This window comes from Antribacter soli, from assembly GCF_021568775.1.
Classification (GTDB): domain Bacteria; phylum Actinomycetota; class Actinomycetes; order Actinomycetales; family Cellulomonadaceae; genus Antribacter; species Antribacter soli.
Genome location: NZ_JAKGSG010000029.1, coordinates 151,704 through 167,544, shown reverse-complemented (window position 1 = coordinate 167,544; position 15,841 = coordinate 151,704). Strand labels below are relative to the sequence as shown.

The window sequence follows — 15,841 nt, the reverse complement described above, 5'->3', positions numbered from 1 at the left end:
GAGAACGATTATCAATGTCAAAGACGCGTCGCGTCTACGATGCCCTCGTGACGACCCCCCGTCCGGCCGCGCGCCCGGCCTCCTCCCTGCCGATGCGGCCGTGGCACTTCGTCCTCGCGTTCGGCGTCGTCAGCCTCCTTGCCGACATGGTCTACGAGGGTGCGCGGAGCATTATCGGCCCGTACCTGGCCACGCTGGGCGCGACGGCCACCGTGGTGGGGATCGTCGCCGGCGCGGGCGAGTTCATCGGGTACGGGCTGCGCGTCGTATCGGGCTACGCGGTCCAGCGCACCCGGCACTACTGGACCTGGACCATCCTCGGCTACGCCCTGACCGTGCTGAGCGTGCCGCTCATCGGGGCCACGAGCGTGCTCGCGCCGGCGCTGCTCCTGTACGGCACGGAGCGGCTCGGCAAGGCCGTGCGGGCGCCCGCCAAGGACACGCTGCTCTCGTACGCGTCGGCCCGGACGGGACGGGGCAGCGCGTTCGGCGTGCACCAGGCCATGGACCAGACGGGGGCCGTGCTGGGCCCGCTGCTCCTCGCGGCAGTGCTCGCCTGGCGCGACGGCGACTACCAGCTCGCCTTCGGCGTCCTGGCCGTGCCGGGGGTGCTCGTCCTCGCCCTGCTGCTGTGGCTGCGGCACCGCGTGCCCGACCCGCAGCTGTACGAGGCGGACGATGCCGGGAGCGCGCCGACCCCCGACCCGGCGGCCGCGGCCGTCGCCGAGCGCTCCCGCGAGCCGCTGCCGTCCCGCTTCTGGCAGTACGTCGCGGCCGTCGCGGTGCTCTCGTGCGGCGTCGCGTCGTTCCCGCTGCTCGCGTTCCACGCCGAGAGCCAGGGGATGGTCTCCGCGGCGCAGGTGCCGCTGCTCTTCGTCGCGGCGATGGTCGTCGACGGGCTCGCCGGCCTGGTGGTGGGCCGGCTGTACGACGTGCGCGGTCCCAAGGTCCTGCTCGCCGTCCCGGTGGCGGCGGCGCTCGCGCTCGTCGCGTTCACCGGCAACGTCGGCCTGCTCTGGGCCGGCGTCGCGGTGTGGGGCGTCGTCAACGGGGTGCTCGACTCGACGGTCAAGGCGGTGGTGACCGAGCTGGTCCCCGGCGCTTCGCGCGCGGTCGCGTTCGGCTGGCTGGCTCTCGTCCGGGGCGCGGGGCTCCTCGTCGCGGGCGGCCTGCTGGGTGCTGCCTACGACCAGGGTCCCGGCGTCGCGATCGGGGTCGCTCTCGGTGCGAACGTCGCGGGCCTGGTCGCGCTGACGGCGGTCCTGCGCCGCCTGCACTGAGCCGTAGAGTGCTCTTCACCATGCAAGGAGGACAGATGGGGCATCTCGACTGGGGTATCAAGCTCAGCCTGCTCATGTACGTGGCAGGCGCGCCCGGCGGGCGGCTGGAGACCGACGGGGTCGGCGGGACGGGCAACGCGTTCCACTACCCGCTCGACCCGGACCGCACGCCGGCGGCGAGCGCCGACGCCACGGCCTACGCCTTCACCGGCTCGGTGCGGTTCTGGGGCCACTTCGGGTCGTTCGTCGCGGACGTGGGGGACCCTGAGGTCCGGCCCGCCGGTGACGACGCCCAGGGCGACTGGGCGATGTCGATCCTCGACCGCGAGACCGGTGTGCGCACGACGGCCTTCCGCCTGGCCGGCGCCCCTGACCGCACCGAGGAGGGCCGCCTGGCCTGGGACACGGTCGAGCTCACGGAAGACGGCGCACAGCTGTTCGGCGGCTCCTACAAGGCGGGAACCCGCTTCGACCCGGTCGCGATCGTCCTCTAGAACGTGCGTCACGGCCGCACGGTGACGGCTTCCTCACCCGTTTCGAGCCGAGCCGGCCAGGCGTAGCGTGGAATGACCCTCGATCAAAGGAGATCGGTCATGTCCCAGCATGCATCGTCGGCCGTCCGCCGACTCGGAGCCGCAGCGGCCCTCGGCCTCTTGCTGGCCGGGGTGGGCCTCCCGGCCGTGGCGGCGCCCAACAGCGTCCCGCTCAACGTCGGCCAGGAGGTCACGGGTTCCAACACCGGAGCGAGCGGCTCGTTCACGTACACGATCGACGGCGACCAGCTGTGCTACACGCTCGTCGCCCGCAACCTGTCCGTGCCGGCCGTTGCCGCGCACATCCACCAGGGCCCGCGCCACGTCGCGACGCCGCCCCTCATCCCGCTCGAGTTCGGGGCCACGACATCGTTCAGCGTCAGCGACTGCCTCACGTTCGATGCCGCGGTGCTCGCCGACGTCGAGGCCAACCCGCGCGACTACTACGTGAACGTCCACACGCCGACGTTCCCGGGCGGCGAGATCCGGGGGCAGCTCACGCACTGAGTCGTGCTGATCACCGTCGGACCTCGACGCGTGAGGCCCCCGCCTCCATGGCGGCGCAGATCGTGTCGGCGACGGCGGTGACGTCGTCCGGCACGTCCGTCAGGACGTGCCCGGGCGAGCCGTCTGCGACCGCCCGCGCAAAGTCCAGGTACATGTGGCGGGTAGCGGGCAGGTCGGTGAAGCCATGGCCGACCCGCGTGGTGACCCGGTCGAGGCACGTCTCGAGCGGCGGCATGAGGATCACGTAATCGAGCACGTCGAGCCCCGTCGCGCGGGCGAAGTCGGGCAGGAACCACGGCCCGATCACGCCGTCGTACACCACGGTGATCCCGCCCGCGGCGAAGCGGCCGGCCGCGGCGCTCGCAGCGAGGACCGTCGTCTCGTTCTGGGTGTGCGCCTCCGGCAGCCACGGTGGGATCGCGCCCCGGCGGAGGAAGCCGAAGAAGGCGTCGCCTTCGACGAGCACGCTGGGCTCCCAGCGGTCGGCGAGCGCGGCGGTGACGGTGGACTTCCCGGAGCCGGGCGGCCCGGTGACGACGAGGAGCTGAGGCACCCGAGGATCGTCGCCGCCCGCGGCGGCCCTGGTCCAGCGCAAATGGCCGCGCGGTCCGACGCCGCGGGGTGCTTACGCTTGCCCCCGACAACCTGCGCCGAAGGAGACAGATGACTCACGACGCCCTCCCGGTCGCGCGACCCGCGGCCCGCACGCTGCGTGCCGGGACGCCGGAGCCTGCCCGGCGCGGACACCTCGCGTTCGGCGACCCGGAGGGCGCGCCCGACCGGATCGAGGTGACGAGCCGGTGGCTCGAGCGTGACGGTCGGCCCTGGTTCCCGGTGACCGGCGAGATCCACTACTCGCGCATCCCGCGAGAGCGGTGGTCGGAGGTGCTGGGTCACGCGGCGGCCGGCGGGCTGACGTCCGTCGCCACGTACGTGTTCTGGCAGGCGCACGAGCCAGTGCCGGGCGCCTTCCGCTGGGACGACAACCTCGACCTGCGGGCGTTCGTCGGGCTGGCCGCGCGGCACGGCCTCGAGGTCGTGGCCCGCATCGGCCCGTGGGCGCACGGCGAGGCCCGCTACGGCGGCTTCCCGGACTGGCTCGTTGAGAGCGGCGTCGGCACCCGCACGAACGACCCCGCCTACCTGGAGCGGGTCCGCCTGCTGTACGCGCAGATCGCGGCCCAGCTCGAGGGCCTGACGCACGCCGACGGTGGTCCGGTGGTCGGCGTCCAGATCGAGAACGAGCTCTACGACCAGCCGGAGCACCTGGCGACGCTGCGTGAGATCGCCGAGGGGCTGGGCCTGCACGTGCCGCTCTGGACGGCGACCGGCTGGGGCGGCGCCCAGGTTCCCGACACGCTGCTGCCCGTGTACAGCGCGTACGCCGAGGGGTTCTGGGAGGAGTCCGAGACCCAGTGGGCGCCGTTCGCCGCGTTCCACTTCCGGTACAGCGACGTCCGCGACGACCTCACCGTGGGCGCCGACCTGCGCGAGGCGCTCGACGGCATCGTCCTGGACCCGGAGGCCGTCCCGCTCAAGGACGACTCCGCGCTGCCGTTCGCGATGTGCGAGCTCGGCGGCGGGATGCACGTCGCCTATCACCGGCGCCCCCTGGTCACGGCGCGGGACGTCGATGCGGTCGGGCTCGCGAAGATCGGCAGCGGGTCGATCTGGCAGGGCTACTACATGTACGCGGGCGGCACGCAGCGCGTGGGCGCGCTCGGCACCGAGCAGGAGTCCCACGCGACCGGCTACCCGAACGACGTCCCGTCCCTCACCTACGACTTCAACGCCCCGATCGGTGAGCACGCGCAGGTCAGGCCGCACCATCACCTGCTCCGGCGGCGGCACCTGTGGCTCCACGAGGACGGTCACCGGCTCGCCACGATGGCGCCCGTGGTGGGCGGCGGCAGCGACGACCCCGCAGAGCTGCGGTGGGCGGTGCGCACCGACGGGCGCAGCGGCTACCTCTTCCTCACCACCTACCAGCCGGTGCAGCGCCCGCTGCCCGCCCAGCCGGACGTCCAGGTCACGGTCGCGTTCGACGACGACGAGGTCACCGTCCCGACCGTGCCGGTCGACCTCCCGGCCGGGCTGACGACCGTCTGGCCGCTGCGCTACCCGCTCGCCGACGGCCTGGTGCTGCGCAGCGCCACGGCCGAGGTGCTCACCAGCATCGCCGACGACGCCGGCGACCTCGTGGTTCTCGCCGCGGCGGAGGGCGTCCCGGTCGAGCTCGTGGTCGAGGGCCGGGTCCCGGTGGGCGGCGCCGGCCGCGTCACGACGTCGTCCGTGTCCGACGACGAAGCCACCGTGATCGAGCTGACCGCCGAACCCGGCCCGGCGTGCGTCGTCGAGCTGCCCGGGGTGCGCGTGATCGTCCTCGACCGGGCGAGCGCGAACCGGCTCTACCGGCTCGACGTGGCAGGCCGCGAGCGCCTCGTCCTCTCCGACGCCCCGGTATATGCGGAGGACGGCGGGCTGGTGCTGCACACCGAGGAGGCCTCGTGCACCGTCGCCCTCCTCCCGGCGCCTGCGTACCTGACGGCGGAGGGTGCCGAGGTCGCCGCGGGCGTGGACGACGGCCCATGGCGCCGGTGGGCCCTCGTTGTGCCGGCCGCCGGGAGCCGCACGATCGCCGCCGGTCTCGTCCCTGAGGCGCCGGCTCCGCCCGAGCCGGTTCGCGGAGGCCCCATGGACCGCCTCAGCGCGCCGACCGACTTCTCGGGTGCGGCCCAGGTCGTCGCCGACGTGCCGGCCGAGGCGCTCGCGGGCGTCGACCGGGCGCTGCTCCGCATCCGCTGGTCGGGTGACGTGGGGCGCGCGTTCGTGGGCGACCGGTTCGTGAGCGACCACTTCTGGCACGGCCGGGCGTGGGATGTCGACCTCACGCCGTACGCCGCCGACGTCGTGGAGCACGGGGTGCGCCTGGACCTGCTGCCGTGGCGCGCGGCGACGGGTGTGTGGGTGGACCCGTCGGTCCGTGGCGTGCCGGACGTCGTCGTGATCGACGCCGTGGAGGTCGTGCGCGTCGCCCGCGTGGTGCTCAGCCCAGGCCGCGCAGCCCCGGGGACCCGCCGTCGTACGTGACCAGGTGCCCGGCGACGGCGAACGGCGGCACGCTGCCCGTGTCTCCCGACCACAGCACCTCGCCCGTCCGCAGGCCCAGGCCGAACGCCGCGTAGCCCGAGGCGATACCCACGGCGGCGCCGCGCTGGTAGACCAGCATCGCGACGTCGCCGTCGGTGAACGCCGTGATGACGGAGCCGCCCGTGACGGGTGCCCGCCCGGCGCCGAGATCGACCTCGGCCGGGACGCCCCGGCGCCACAGGGTCTCGCCGGTGGCCAGGTCGACGGCCAGGAGCACGGCCCTCGCCTGGTCCTCGATCAGGACGACGCTGCCGTGCAGGACGAGCACCTCGGCCATGGTCGAGGTGGTGAGCACCCGCTCGGTCCCGTCGCTCATCGTCGCGACGACGCCGGCGTCCTGGACGGTCACCACCGCGTCGCCGGTGCCTGACATGGCGAGGGGGTGAGCGGGGTAGCCGGCGATCTCCTGAAGGACCGAGCCGTCCGGGGCGAGCACCTCCGTGCGGACGCCCTCCAGGGTCTCGGTCCGCGGCAGGGTCACCCGGAAGTAGCGACCGCCGACATCCTGGACGAACGAGGAGGAAGGCTGGGTCAGCTCGATGCCCGCCGCGGTGAACGTGGCGTTCACGCCGCAGCCGACGACGTGGATCAGGCTCCCGTGTACGACGACGTCCAGGTCGTCGTACACCACCAGCGGCGTCGTCGGCGTGTCGCGGATCCGGCAGCCGGTCAGGTTGCCGGCGCTGTCGGTGCGAAGGTCGAAGTCGACGGTGTGCTCCCAGCGCAGCGCGCCGGTGGCGGCGTCCTCGAGCCGGACGACCGCGTCCGGGCCGCGCACCGCGGCGCCGTCGGCAAGCCGGCAGTCGCCGCGGTCGTTGCACTCGACCGCCGGGGACTGCGCCGCCGGCCCGACCCTCTCGGCACGCAGGACGCTTCCGTCCGGCCCTGTGCGGGGGCTGCCTGCGAGATCGTCCAGGGCTCGCCTGGCGCTCAGGGTGCCGTCCTCCTCGACCACGAGCACCTCGGAGCCGTCCAGGCACACGAGCGGGCCGACGGTCGGGACGCCCGTGAACCCGAACGTGCTGCTCCCGCACTCCACGTTGGCGCCGGTCTCGATGCGCCAGCGAACGGCCCCGGTGATCGGGTCGAGCCCCTGCAGCCCGTCGTAGTTCCTCGTTACGAGAAGACCGCCGAGCACCGCGACGGGCTGAGGCGCGTCGGCCAGCCTCCACCGCTCACCGGGCAGTGTGACGAGCGAGACCACGCCGCCGGGCGCTCGGGCGACGCGCTCGTCCTGGTCGCGTTCGCGCGCCGCACTCAGGGCGAAGGCGACGACCACCAGAGCGACGACGGCCGCGACCGCGGGCACGAGGATCTTGAGGTGGCGGGCCACCCAGCCCGGCGGGACGTCCGGCGTCGTCCCGCCCTCCTCGGCGGTCACCGCGCCCTCTCCGTCGTCCTCGGTCACGAGGTCGAACGTGAAGGAATCGTCGGCGCCACGGTGGGCCATGTCGTGAGCGTAACGCCGTGGTGAGCCGGGCGACCGGATCCTCGTCCAATGCCCGGATCACCGGTTCGCGGGTTCGCCCATGGCTGCGCCGGCCGCCGTGCGGGCGACGCGGGTGGACCGTGTCTGCGGCCGTTTGGCGTGGGCGATCCAGATGAGGAGCGAGCGACGCACCCCCGGCGTGAACGCGTCCCAGCCCTCGCGAGCACCGGGCACGCCGTCGAGCGCGGTGGAGAGGTCCGGCGGGACGACGAGATTTTCGGCGTCGTCGAGGAGCGACCAGGTGCCGTCGGCCTTCGCCCGCTCGACCACCGCCCGCCCGGCGTCGGTCATGCGGTCCGCGGCCTCGAGCCGTGCCACGCGCTCCTTGCTGAGTCGAGTCCACTGGCTCCCGGCCCTGCGGCGCGTGAACCACATCTCCGTGCGCTCGGTGTCCACCGTGATCCTGGTGCCGTCGATCCACCCGTAGGCCAGGGCCGCCTCGATCAGCGGCTCGTACGGGATCGCCGGACGCCCCGTGCCCGAGCGCCACTGCACCACCCAGCAGCCGGGCGTCGGGTCGTCGTGATGCTCGGCGAGCCAGGCCTCCCACTCGGCAGCGGTCTCGGGATGGAGGCGTGGCGCGTCGGCGCGACGGTCGGGTTCCATGACACAGGAGTAGCACGAGCCACCGACAGGCTCGCCGCCCGCCTGGACCGGACGGCTGTCGGGCTGTGGCCTGACGCGTCGAGAGCGTGCCTGCGGACGGGGTCCCGACCGCTGTCCATCTCCGGCCGACAGGAATCCGATGGCGACGAGGATCAGGGCGGTCCCGGCGATGCCCGCGACCGTCAGCCGCTCGCCGAGCACGAGCGCCGCCGCGACGGCTGCGGTCACGGGCTCGAGGAGCGTCGCGATCGCGGCCGTGCTGCCGGGAGTGGTCCGCAGGCCGGCGTTGAACAGCGAGTACGCGAGGGCCATGGTGAAGATGCCCAGGTAGGCGAGGCCGGCGACCCCGCGCACGGTCGTGACGGCGCCGACCATGCCGGCGGGGTCGACGGCCACGACCAGCGGGAGCACGACGACGGCCCCCGCGGCGGTGGTCGCGGTCGTGACGTGCAGCGGATCGCCCGCCTGCGCGAGGCGACCCGCCATGGCGACCGTGCCGGCGTAGACGCTGCCGGAGGCGATCGCGAGCGCGATGCCGAGGAGGGGGCGCGGGGCGGCGGGGCCGACGTCGGACGTGGCGACCAGCGCCAGGCCCGTGATGGCGATCGCGACGACGCCGAGGTGCCCGGCGCCCTGCCGGATGCCGGACCGCCGGGCGCGGACGGCGTCCGCGACGGTGAGGACGACGGGTGCGAGGCCCAGCGAGACGACCGTCGAGACGGAGACGCCGACGTTGACGACCGCGCCGAAGTACAGCGCCTGGTACGCGGCGGTACCGACGCCGACGACGATCACCGCCACCGGGCGCTCCCGCGCCACGCTGACGGTCGCCGACCAGCCGCGGCCGACGGCCACGGCCGCGACCAGGACGAGCGCCGCGACCAGCGTGCGGTAGCCGCTGATCGTCAGGACGGACAGCGGGGCGTGCTCACGGAGGAGCTGAACGGCGAGGCCGCCGGTGCCCCACAGGACACCGGCGGCACAGACCTGCAGGAAACCCACGCGAGCGGACACGCGGGCAGGGGAAAGGGTGGGCATGGGTGCTCCAAGGACTGGACCGAGACGAGGACGAGGTCTCGGAGCACGCCAGGACGCGGCCCCACGACTGCGGGGTTACCCATCCGCAGGGGGCCGCGAGCGCGCTCCGGTCAGAGGACCGGAGGCGGGAGAACGAGGTGGCGGTGCGTGTCAGTCACGGGGCAAGGATGCCATGCTCCCGCGCGAGCATCGCGTAGACCACCTCGGTCGCCCACACCCCGTCCCGCTGGTCGTTCTCGACGAGGCGGGCCTCCAGCCGCATGCCGAGGCGCTCGCAGACTCGGACCGATGCCGTGTTCTCCTCGTCGATGCGCGCGAAGACGCGGTGGAAGCCGAACCGGCCGAACGCGAGCGCGACCGCAGCCCGCGCGGCCTCGAGCGCATAACCGCGCCCTTGCACCTCGGGGTGCAGCGCGTAGCCGACCTCGGCCTGCCCCGGGCCGGGTGCCCACTTCAGCAGGAGCTCACCGAGGACGCCCGGACGCCCCCGCTCCTCGATCGCCAGGACGAGCGCGTCGCCCGGCTCCGCGAACGGCGCCACCGCCCAGGCCGCGAGCTTTTCCCGGGCGAGCTGCGGCGTCCACGGCGGCTGGTACATGTAGCGGACGACGTCCGGCTGCGAGCGCCAGGCGAGGAACGCGTCGGCGTCGTCGGCCATGACGCGGCGCAGCGACAGGCGGTCCGTGAGGACGGGCCAGCCGGCTTCGGCGGGCGCGGTCACGCCTCGACCCAGTCGATCTCGACGTCGTCCGGCCAGGCGCCCGTGAGGTCGGCGATCAGCGAGCGCACCTCCGCGTCGAGCTGCGCCCACTCCTGGGTCCGGACGGTCGCGTCCTCGATCCCGGCGACCTCCGCCACCCACCACCCGTCGTCGCGGGTCACCCGCACCGTGTACTGCATGACGGCACGGTATCCGGTGGGCTCGGCACGCACCGTGCCCGTCGTCCCGTCGACGACGACGGTGAGCCCGTCGTGCAGCGTCCGTGTTGATGATGGACGGTTCGGGCGTGGGACGCCAGACACCGCCCTCCGGGGTCGAGCGCTCAGCTGGGGCGCGGAGTCAGGCGGATGACCGGCAGCTCCCGGTCGGTCGTCACCTGGTACCTGGCGAACTGCGGGACCTCGCTGGTGATCTTCTGCCACGCCTCCTCGCGCTCCGCCCCGTGCAGCTCTTCGGCCGTCACGGCCGTCTTCTGCCCGGCGAGCTCGACGGTGACCTGGTCGGGGTTCGCGGCGAGGTTGAGGTACCAGGCCGGGTTGCCCGGGGCGCCGCCGGCCGAGGCCACGATCAGCCAGCTTCCGTCCCTGCCCTGGAACCAGCCGAGGGGGGTCTCGCGCGGCTGGCCGCTCTTGCGGCCGATCGTGGTCAGGACCAGGAGGTTCATCCCTATGGTCTTGCCGGTGTTACGCCGCGCGCGGCGGGCGATCAGCTTGTTCGCCCAGATCATCGCGCGACCGCCCGGCTGCCGCGCGCCGCGAGTGCCTGTCGGGTGGGTGAAGCTCATGTCGTTCCCTCCGGTCGAAGCAACAGTTGTCACAACGTACAGTACACAACATGAACTATATCGCCTGTGTACCGTTGTCGTCGTGAGCCACGACGTGACCCGAGAGACGACGACGGACGGCACGAGCGCGCTGCCCGAGCTCGTCGAGCTGGCGGGCCTCGTGCACGGCGCCTTCGCACGCATCGCGGGCCGCCAGGAGCTGACCCCTGTGCAGGGACGGATGCTGTGCGTCCTGGAGGCCGGCCCGCGGCGCATGGCCGACCTGGGGCAGTGTCTCGGCACCGAGAAGGCCGCACTGACCGGTCTGGTAGATCGGGCCGAACGTCGCGGGCTCGTGTCGCGCACGCCGGTGCCGGGGGACCGCCGGTCGGTGCTCGTGACGCTGACGGACGCCGGCGCCCGGTCCGCGTACGCCTTCCACGCCGATGTCCGCGACGAGTTCGACCGGATCCTCGAGCCGCTGCCCGCGGCGGACCGAGACGCCTTTCGCAGCATGATGGCCACGATCATCGCGTCGTGCCGGACCGGCCCCCGCGAGGCCGCGGAAGACTGACCATCGGGCCATGCGTCCCGCGCCCGCAGTACGAACGGCGCGGCGCGGGGTGGAAGGATGTCGAGCGTGAGCACCGACCCGGGAGCTGTGGCCCGACCGCCGCGTGCGCCCTGGTGGGCGAGCCACGTGGACGTGGTCGAGCGCGTGTTCGTCGCGATCATCGCGGTCGCGCTGGCGGTCCAGGTCGTGCTCGTCGTGACGTCGGCCGAAGGTCGCTGGGGAGGCGTCCTGGCGATCGCGGTGGCCGCCGGCGCCGTCCTGGCACGGAACCGCCGCCCGCACCTCGCGCTCGCCCTGTACGCCCTCGCGCCCCTCGCCGCGGCGCTCCTCGGATGGCGCCCGATCGGCTTCTGGACGGTCGCCTGCTTCGGCGCGCTCCTGCTCACGCTGCGTGGGTTCCCCGCGACCCTGGCAGGTGTCACGGTGGGCGTGGCGAGCGCCGGCGCCTCCGCCCTGTACGGGGGGACGGTCGCCCCGACCTCCGACCCAGAGCCGGCGATCGCCTTCGGCGCGGCGCTCGCGTGGGCCGCCGCCGGCAGCGCGGTGCACGGGCACGTCCGGTACTGGGCGGAGCTGGAGTCGCGAGCCCGGGACGCGATCGCGACCCGGCAGGCCGCCGTCGACCGCAGCATCGCGGAGGAGCGCGTGCGGATCGCCCGGGACCTGCACGACAGCGTGGGCCACAAGATCGCGGTGGTGAGCATGCACCTGGGCGCGGCCGAGGTGCACCTCCCGGACGCGGCCGGCGCCGCCCGGAAGGACCTCGAGGCAGCGCGCCACTCGGTCCAGGCAGTGCTGCGCGAGACCCAGCAGATCCTGCGGATCCTGCGGGTCCGGCCGGAGGACGAGGCCGACGGCGCCCCGATGGCGGAGTATGCGCGGATCGGGGACCTCGTGGCGACGTTCCGGTCGGCCGGGCTGGTCGTCGAGGCGAGCGTCGCGGACCTTGGCGACCGGCTCGCACCCGACAGCAGCGCCGCCGCGTACCGGATCGTCCAGGAGTCCCTGACCAACGCCCAGCGGCACGGCGCCGGCGCCGTGTCGGTCGACGTGCGGTTGTCCGACGACGGCGGGCACGTCGTCGTCGAGGTCGTCAACGGGCGGGATCCGGCGGCGCCGCGCTCGACAGCCGGCGGCGGCAACGGGCTCGTCGGCATGCGCGAGCGCGCGGCAGCCGCCGGCGGCACGCTGACGGTCCTGCCCGACGGCGACCGGTTCCGCGTGACAGCAGTTCTGCCCGTGGCGGAGGAGGTGAACCGATGGTCCGAGTGATCCTGGTCGACGACCAGGAGATGATCCGGGTCGGTCTGCGCACGATCATCGAGGCGCACCCCGACCTGTCCGTCGTCGGCGAGGCGGCCGACGGCATCGCGGCGGTGCGCCTGGCGACCGAGACGGACGCCGACGTCCTGCTCATCGACATCCGCATGCCGGGCATCGACGGCGTCGAGGCGACGCGGCGCATCCGGCAGCAGCGCACCCCGGAGGTCCTGAGGATCCTCGTGCTCACCACGTTCGACGAGGACGAGAACGTGCTCCGCGCCGTCCAGGCGGGGGCGGACGGGTTCTTCAGCAAGGGCGCCGGCCCCGCGGAGCTCACGGCCGGGATCCTCCAGGTCGCACGAGGTCACAACGTGTTGTCGCCGACGGCGGTGAACGCGCTGGTCGCTCACGTCGCCGAGGGCGGCCGGGCGGTTGCGGACCCGGCTGCGGCCTCGCTCCTCGCGTCGCTCACGCCCCGCGAGCGGGAGATCGTCGAGGCGATCGTGCGGGGCCTGGACAACGCGCAGATCGCCGAGCGGCTGTACCTGTCCCCGTTCACCGTGAAGACGCATGCGAACCGCGCGATGGCGAAGGTCGGCGCGCGGGACCGGGCGCAGCTCGTCTCGCTCGCCGTGCAGGCGGGCATCCGGCCGTAGGCGCGGGACCGTTGCCGGACGAGGCCGAGGTGGTCAGGCCGTCACACGGCATGACCACCTCGGCATCATCGGCGGTCAGCGGGTGCCGTACCCCGCCCCGACGAGCTCCTTCGTCTCGGCGCGGCTCGCCGGACGGTCGTCCGCCGTCTCCGCCGGGCCCTCGACGGACACGTGCGGGGTGATCCGGTCGGCCCAGCGGGGGTAGGCCCAGTTGCGGCTGCCGATGAGGTTCATGAGCGCGGGCACGAGGGTCAGCCGCACCACGAACGCGTCGACCATCACCGCGATCGCCATGCCGATGCCGATGGCGGAGACGATCCGCTCGCCGCTGAAGCCGAAGGAGGCGAAGACGCTGAGCATGATCGTGGCGGCCGTCGCGATGACGCGACCGGTCTCGGCGACGCCGACCCGCACCGCGCGGCCGTTCGTGCCTCCGCGTGACCACTCCTCGTGCATGCGGCTGACGAGGAACACCTGGTAGTCCATGGAGAGCCCGAACATCACGCCGACGATGATGATCGGCACGATGTACATGACGGGCGCCCCGGAGCCGACACCGAGCAGCTCGCTGCCGTACCCGTGCTGGAAGATCAGGGTGATGACCCCCAGCCCGACGACGATGGTCGCGAGGTTGGTCACGGCGCCGACGAGGGGCACGAGCACGCTGCGGAAGGCGACGGCCAGCAGCAGGAATCCGAGCACGGCGATCAGACCCAGGTACAGGGGCAGCCGACTCATGAGCGCGTCGGAGATGTCGATGTTCGTCGCCGTCTCCCCGCCGACGAGGACCTCCAGCCGCGTGCCGGCCTCAGCCGCGGGGATCACGTCGTCGCGGAGGTCCCGCACGAGGTCCTGCGTCTCCTCGGCCTGCGCGCTCGTGAGCGGCGTGACCACCGCGACCGCGACCGTCTGGCCGGGCGCGAGCGGCGCGGCCTGGACCGAGGCGACCCCTGCGACGTCGGGCAGCGCGGCCGTGAGGTCCGCGAACGCCAGGGCCGCGGCTGCGTCGGGCGTCCGGGCGACGAGGAGGAGCGGCGCGTCGACACCCTCGCCGAAGGCGGGAGCCATGAGGTCGACGTACTCGCGGCCCGGCGAGCCCGCCGGGTCGCTGCTGGGGTCGGCGTTCCCGACGCGCATGGTTACCGCGGGGGCGGCCAGCGCGACCAGCAGGACCAACGCGACGGCGGCGGCCCCGCCCGGGGCCTTGTGGAGCAGGCGCGCCCAGCGGGACGACACTGTCGGACGCGCCGTGGTCCGTGTCTCGAGCGCGCCGGCGGCGAGCGCCGCGCGCTGCTTGCGGGACAGGACCTTGTGGCCGAGCATGCCGAGCAGCGCGGGCAGGAGCGTCACGGCGGCGGCCACGGTGAACAGCACGGTCACGGCTGCGGCCTGCCCCATCCCGGTGAGCACACCGAGGCCGACGACGAACATGCCGAGCAGCGCGACGATCACCGTCAGGCCGGCGAAGACGACCGCGCGGCCGGACGTGGTCACCGCCTGTGCGACGGCGTCCCCGACGGATCGCCCTGCCATGAGCGCGTTGCGGTACCGGTTGACGATGAACAGCGCGTAGTCGATGCCGACGCCGAGCCCGATGAGCGCAGCCATCGTGAGCGAGGTGGAGTCGAGGTCGACGACATGGGAGGCGACCATGACGAGCAGGAGCGACGTGGCCACACCGGTGACGCCGGTGAGGATCGGCAGCGCGGCCGCCCACCCGGAGCGGAAGACGAGCAGCAGGATGACGAGTGCCGCGATGATGCCGATCCCCTCGGTGCCGCCCGACGGGCTCGGCAGCTCGACGAACGCCTGCCCGCCCAGCGCGACGTCGAGGTCGCCGCTGGTCGCCTGCTCGGCCACGCTGCGGATCTCGTCGGTGTCGGCGTCGGGACCCAGCGCCACCGTCGCGAAGGCCGTGCTCTCGGCGGCGTTCACCTGCGCGGCGCCCGCCTCGGAGTAGGGGCTGATCACGGCGGCGACGCCCGGCTCGGCCGCGACGGCGTCGAGCATCGCGCCGACGTCGGCCACGACGGCCGGGTCGTCGATCGCGACCCCGTCCGTGCGCCAGACGATGGTGCTGCTCGTGGTGTCGCTGCTGACGTCTGCCTCCGCGAGCAGGGCGTACGACTGGGACGACTCGCTGTCGGGCAGCTCGGCGGCTGTCTTGAAGTCGGTGCCGCCGGTGAGCGCAGCGACGGCGAGCCCGACGAGGGCAGTGATCCAGGCGCCGAGGACGACGAACCGTCGTCGATAGCACCACTGGGCGAGGGTGGACATCGGAGTGCCTTCCGGGGCAGGGAGTCTGACCCGGTAAGACTCCCTGTCGGCCCCGTGCCAGGGCGTCGTTCCAGCGCGGTGACCGTTCCTGCTGCGTCCGCAGTACACCGCGGGCGCCGGGCCGGCTCTCCTGAGAGGGTCTAGCCTGGGCCCGTGCGGAGCAATGTGCGAAGTATCGCCCTGATTGTTCGGTTCCTCCTCGAGCTTGCGCTCGTCGTCGCGTCCGCGTGGTCGGCGTGGAGCCTGGCCGACGGCGTGTGGCGCTGGGTGCTCGCGCTGCTCGTACCGGCCGCCGTGGTTGTGGTGTGGGGCAGGTTCCTTTCGCCCCGGGCGCCGGTGGCTCTCCCGTTCGCCGTGCGGATCGCGATGGAGACCGGGCTGTTCGTCGGCGCCGCCGTGGCGCTGTGGGCGGCCGGGGCGCCCATGGCGGGCGTGGCGCTCGCGGTCGTGTGGGCGCTGGACCGGGTGGTCCTCGCCGCGACGGCGGGCGAGAAGAGTCCGCTGGAAGGCTGAGCCCGCATGATGGACCGGTACACACCCCACAGGAGGTCCGAGATGGCGAGCACCATGGCACGTGTCGCGCGAGCAGCTGGTCAGGTGACGCTCGGCGCCTTCCTGCTCTACGCGGGCACCGGCCACCTCACCCGGCTGCGTGACGAGTTCCAGGCGCAGGTGCCCTCCTGGGTCCCGGTCGATGCCGACACCGTGGTCGTCGGATCGGGGCTGGTGGAGATCGGGCTCGGCGCAGCGCTCGTCGGGACGTGGCGCCAACCTGCACGTCGTCGCGTCGGCCTGCTCACCGCGGCGTTCTTCGTGGCGATCTTCCCGGGCAACATCGCCCAGCTCGTCGAGCATCGCGACGCGTTCGGGCTCGACACGGACCGCAAGCGGGCGCTGCGGCTCCTGGGCCAGCCGCTGCTGATCGCGTGGGCGCTGGCCTCGACGCGGGGACAGGCCAACCGCGACTGAGCGGTAGCCTGCCGC

At 73.5% G+C, this 15,841-nt stretch carries 16 protein-coding genes; 9 read left to right on the top strand and 7 right to left on the bottom strand.

Annotated elements, in window-relative coordinates; genetic code table 11:
* The first annotated feature begins 47 nt into the window (after nt 1–47).
* The 3 genes from L1785_RS10415 (at nt 48) to L1785_RS10405 (ending at nt 2,320) form a co-directional block, all read left to right on the top strand.
* A complete protein-coding gene (locus tag L1785_RS10415; protein ID WP_236089191.1) occupies nt 48–1,280 on the top strand; it encodes an MFS transporter in 1,233 nt (410 codons plus the stop codon).
* Between the two features lie 35 nt (nt 1,281–1,315).
* On the top strand, nt 1,316–1,774 hold the full coding sequence (locus L1785_RS10410; protein ID WP_236089190.1) for an HtaA domain-containing protein: 459 nt from the start codon (nt 1,316–1,318) through the stop codon (nt 1,772–1,774).
* Between the two features lie 99 nt (nt 1,775–1,873).
* The gene (locus tag L1785_RS10405) at nt 1,874–2,320 is read left to right on the top strand and encodes a CHRD domain-containing protein (RefSeq protein WP_236089189.1); all 447 of its coding nucleotides are present in this window, start codon (nt 1,874–1,876) and stop codon (nt 2,318–2,320) included.
* A 10-nt stretch (nt 2,321–2,330) separates the two neighbouring features.
* On the opposite strand, the gene L1785_RS10400 is transcribed toward L1785_RS10405, so the two are convergent.
* A complete protein-coding gene (locus tag L1785_RS10400) occupies nt 2,331–2,873 on the bottom strand; it encodes an AAA family ATPase (RefSeq protein WP_236089188.1) in 543 nt (180 codons plus the stop codon).
* A gap of 110 nt (nt 2,874–2,983) precedes the next feature.
* Between L1785_RS10400 and L1785_RS10395 the strand changes: the two genes are divergently transcribed.
* The gene (locus L1785_RS10395; protein WP_236089187.1) at nt 2,984–5,410 is read left to right on the top strand and encodes a beta-galactosidase; all 2,427 of its coding nucleotides are present in this window, start codon (nt 2,984–2,986) and stop codon (nt 5,408–5,410) included.
* On the opposite strand, the gene L1785_RS10390 is transcribed toward L1785_RS10395, so the two are convergent.
* The 5 genes from L1785_RS10390 to L1785_RS10370 form a co-directional block, all read right to left on the bottom strand.
* A complete protein-coding gene (locus tag L1785_RS10390) occupies nt 5,367–6,920 on the bottom strand; it encodes an outer membrane protein assembly factor BamB family protein (protein WP_236089186.1) in 1,554 nt (517 codons plus the stop codon). The two genes, L1785_RS10395 and L1785_RS10390, sit on opposite strands and share 44 nt — an antisense overlap.
* Before the next feature lie 57 nt (nt 6,921–6,977).
* Entirely contained in the window at nt 6,978–8,603 is a 1,626-nt protein-coding gene (locus L1785_RS10385; RefSeq protein WP_236089185.1) for an EamA family transporter, read from the bottom strand.
* 154 nt (nt 8,604–8,757) lie between these two features.
* Nucleotides 8,758–9,324, bottom strand: a complete 567-nt coding sequence (locus tag L1785_RS10380) for a GNAT family N-acetyltransferase (RefSeq protein WP_236089184.1) — start codon at nt 9,322–9,324, stop codon at nt 8,758–8,760.
* On the bottom strand, nt 9,321–9,626 hold the full coding sequence (locus L1785_RS10375; RefSeq protein ID WP_236089183.1) for a hypothetical protein: 306 nt from the start codon (nt 9,624–9,626) through the stop codon (nt 9,321–9,323). Before L1785_RS10375 ends, L1785_RS10380 begins: the two co-directional genes overlap by 4 nt.
* Before the next feature lie 20 nt (nt 9,627–9,646).
* On the bottom strand, nt 9,647–10,108 hold the full coding sequence (locus tag L1785_RS10370) for a nitroreductase/quinone reductase family protein (RefSeq protein WP_236089182.1): 462 nt from the start codon (nt 10,106–10,108) through the stop codon (nt 9,647–9,649).
* Nucleotides 10,109–10,190: 82 nt separating this feature from the next.
* Between L1785_RS10370 and L1785_RS10365 the strand changes: the two genes are divergently transcribed.
* From L1785_RS10365 to L1785_RS10355, 3 genes are all read left to right on the top strand, one after another.
* Complete coding sequence (locus tag L1785_RS10365) at nt 10,191–10,661, top strand: MarR family winged helix-turn-helix transcriptional regulator (RefSeq protein ID WP_236089181.1); 471 nt, start codon at nt 10,191–10,193, stop codon at nt 10,659–10,661.
* 66 nt (nt 10,662–10,727) lie between these two features.
* Complete coding sequence (locus L1785_RS10360) at nt 10,728–11,933, top strand: sensor histidine kinase (protein WP_236089180.1); 1,206 nt, start codon at nt 10,728–10,730, stop codon at nt 11,931–11,933.
* Nucleotides 11,921–12,580 (top strand): response regulator, encoded by a 660-nt coding sequence (locus L1785_RS10355; RefSeq protein ID WP_236089179.1) that lies wholly within the window; start codon nt 11,921–11,923, stop codon nt 12,578–12,580. The genes L1785_RS10360 and L1785_RS10355 overlap by 13 nt, the downstream gene beginning before the upstream one ends.
* Nucleotides 12,581–12,655: 75 nt before the next feature.
* On the opposite strand, the gene L1785_RS10350 is transcribed toward L1785_RS10355, so the two are convergent.
* Nucleotides 12,656–14,857: an MMPL family transporter gene (locus tag L1785_RS10350; RefSeq protein WP_236089178.1), complete on the bottom strand. Its 2,202-nt coding sequence runs from the start codon at nt 14,855–14,857 to the stop codon at nt 12,656–12,658.
* Between the two features lie 153 nt (nt 14,858–15,010).
* Between L1785_RS10350 and L1785_RS10345 the strand changes: the two genes are divergently transcribed.
* Entirely contained in the window at nt 15,011–15,370 is a 360-nt protein-coding gene (locus tag L1785_RS10345; protein WP_236089177.1) for a YrdB family protein, read from the top strand.
* A gap of 42 nt (nt 15,371–15,412) precedes the next feature.
* Nucleotides 15,413–15,826, top strand: coding sequence for a DoxX family protein (locus tag L1785_RS10340; RefSeq protein WP_236089176.1), 414 nt, complete (start codon nt 15,413–15,415; stop codon nt 15,824–15,826).
* Nucleotides 15,827–15,841 lie beyond the last annotated feature (15 nt).

Bases quoted from the DNA above. Each gene is read 5' to 3' on its own strand.
- L1785_RS10410 (WP_236089190.1), top strand. From the start codon at position 1,316: ATGGGGCATCTCGACTGGGGTATCAAGCTCAGCCTGCTCATGTACGTG.
- L1785_RS10405 (WP_236089189.1), top strand. From the start codon at position 1,874: ATGTCCCAGCATGCATCGTCGGCCGTCCGCCGACTCGGAGCCGCAGCG.
- L1785_RS10395 (WP_236089187.1), top strand. From the start codon at position 2,984: ATGACTCACGACGCCCTCCCGGTCGCGCGACCCGCGGCCCGCACGCTG.
- L1785_RS10390 (WP_236089186.1), bottom strand. From the start codon at position 6,920: ATGGCCCACCGTGGCGCCGACGATTCCTTCACGTTCGACCTCGTGACC.
- L1785_RS10385 (WP_236089185.1), bottom strand. From the start codon at position 8,603: ATGCCCACCCTTTCCCCTGCCCGCGTGTCCGCTCGCGTGGGTTTCCTG.
- L1785_RS10370 (WP_236089182.1), bottom strand. From the start codon at position 10,108: ATGAGCTTCACCCACCCGACAGGCACTCGCGGCGCGCGGCAGCCGGGC.
- L1785_RS10355 (WP_236089179.1), top strand. From the start codon at position 11,921: ATGGTCCGAGTGATCCTGGTCGACGACCAGGAGATGATCCGGGTCGGT.
- L1785_RS10350 (WP_236089178.1), bottom strand. From the start codon at position 14,857: ATGTCCACCCTCGCCCAGTGGTGCTATCGACGACGGTTCGTCGTCCTC.
- L1785_RS10340 (WP_236089176.1), top strand. From the start codon at position 15,413: ATGGCGAGCACCATGGCACGTGTCGCGCGAGCAGCTGGTCAGGTGACG.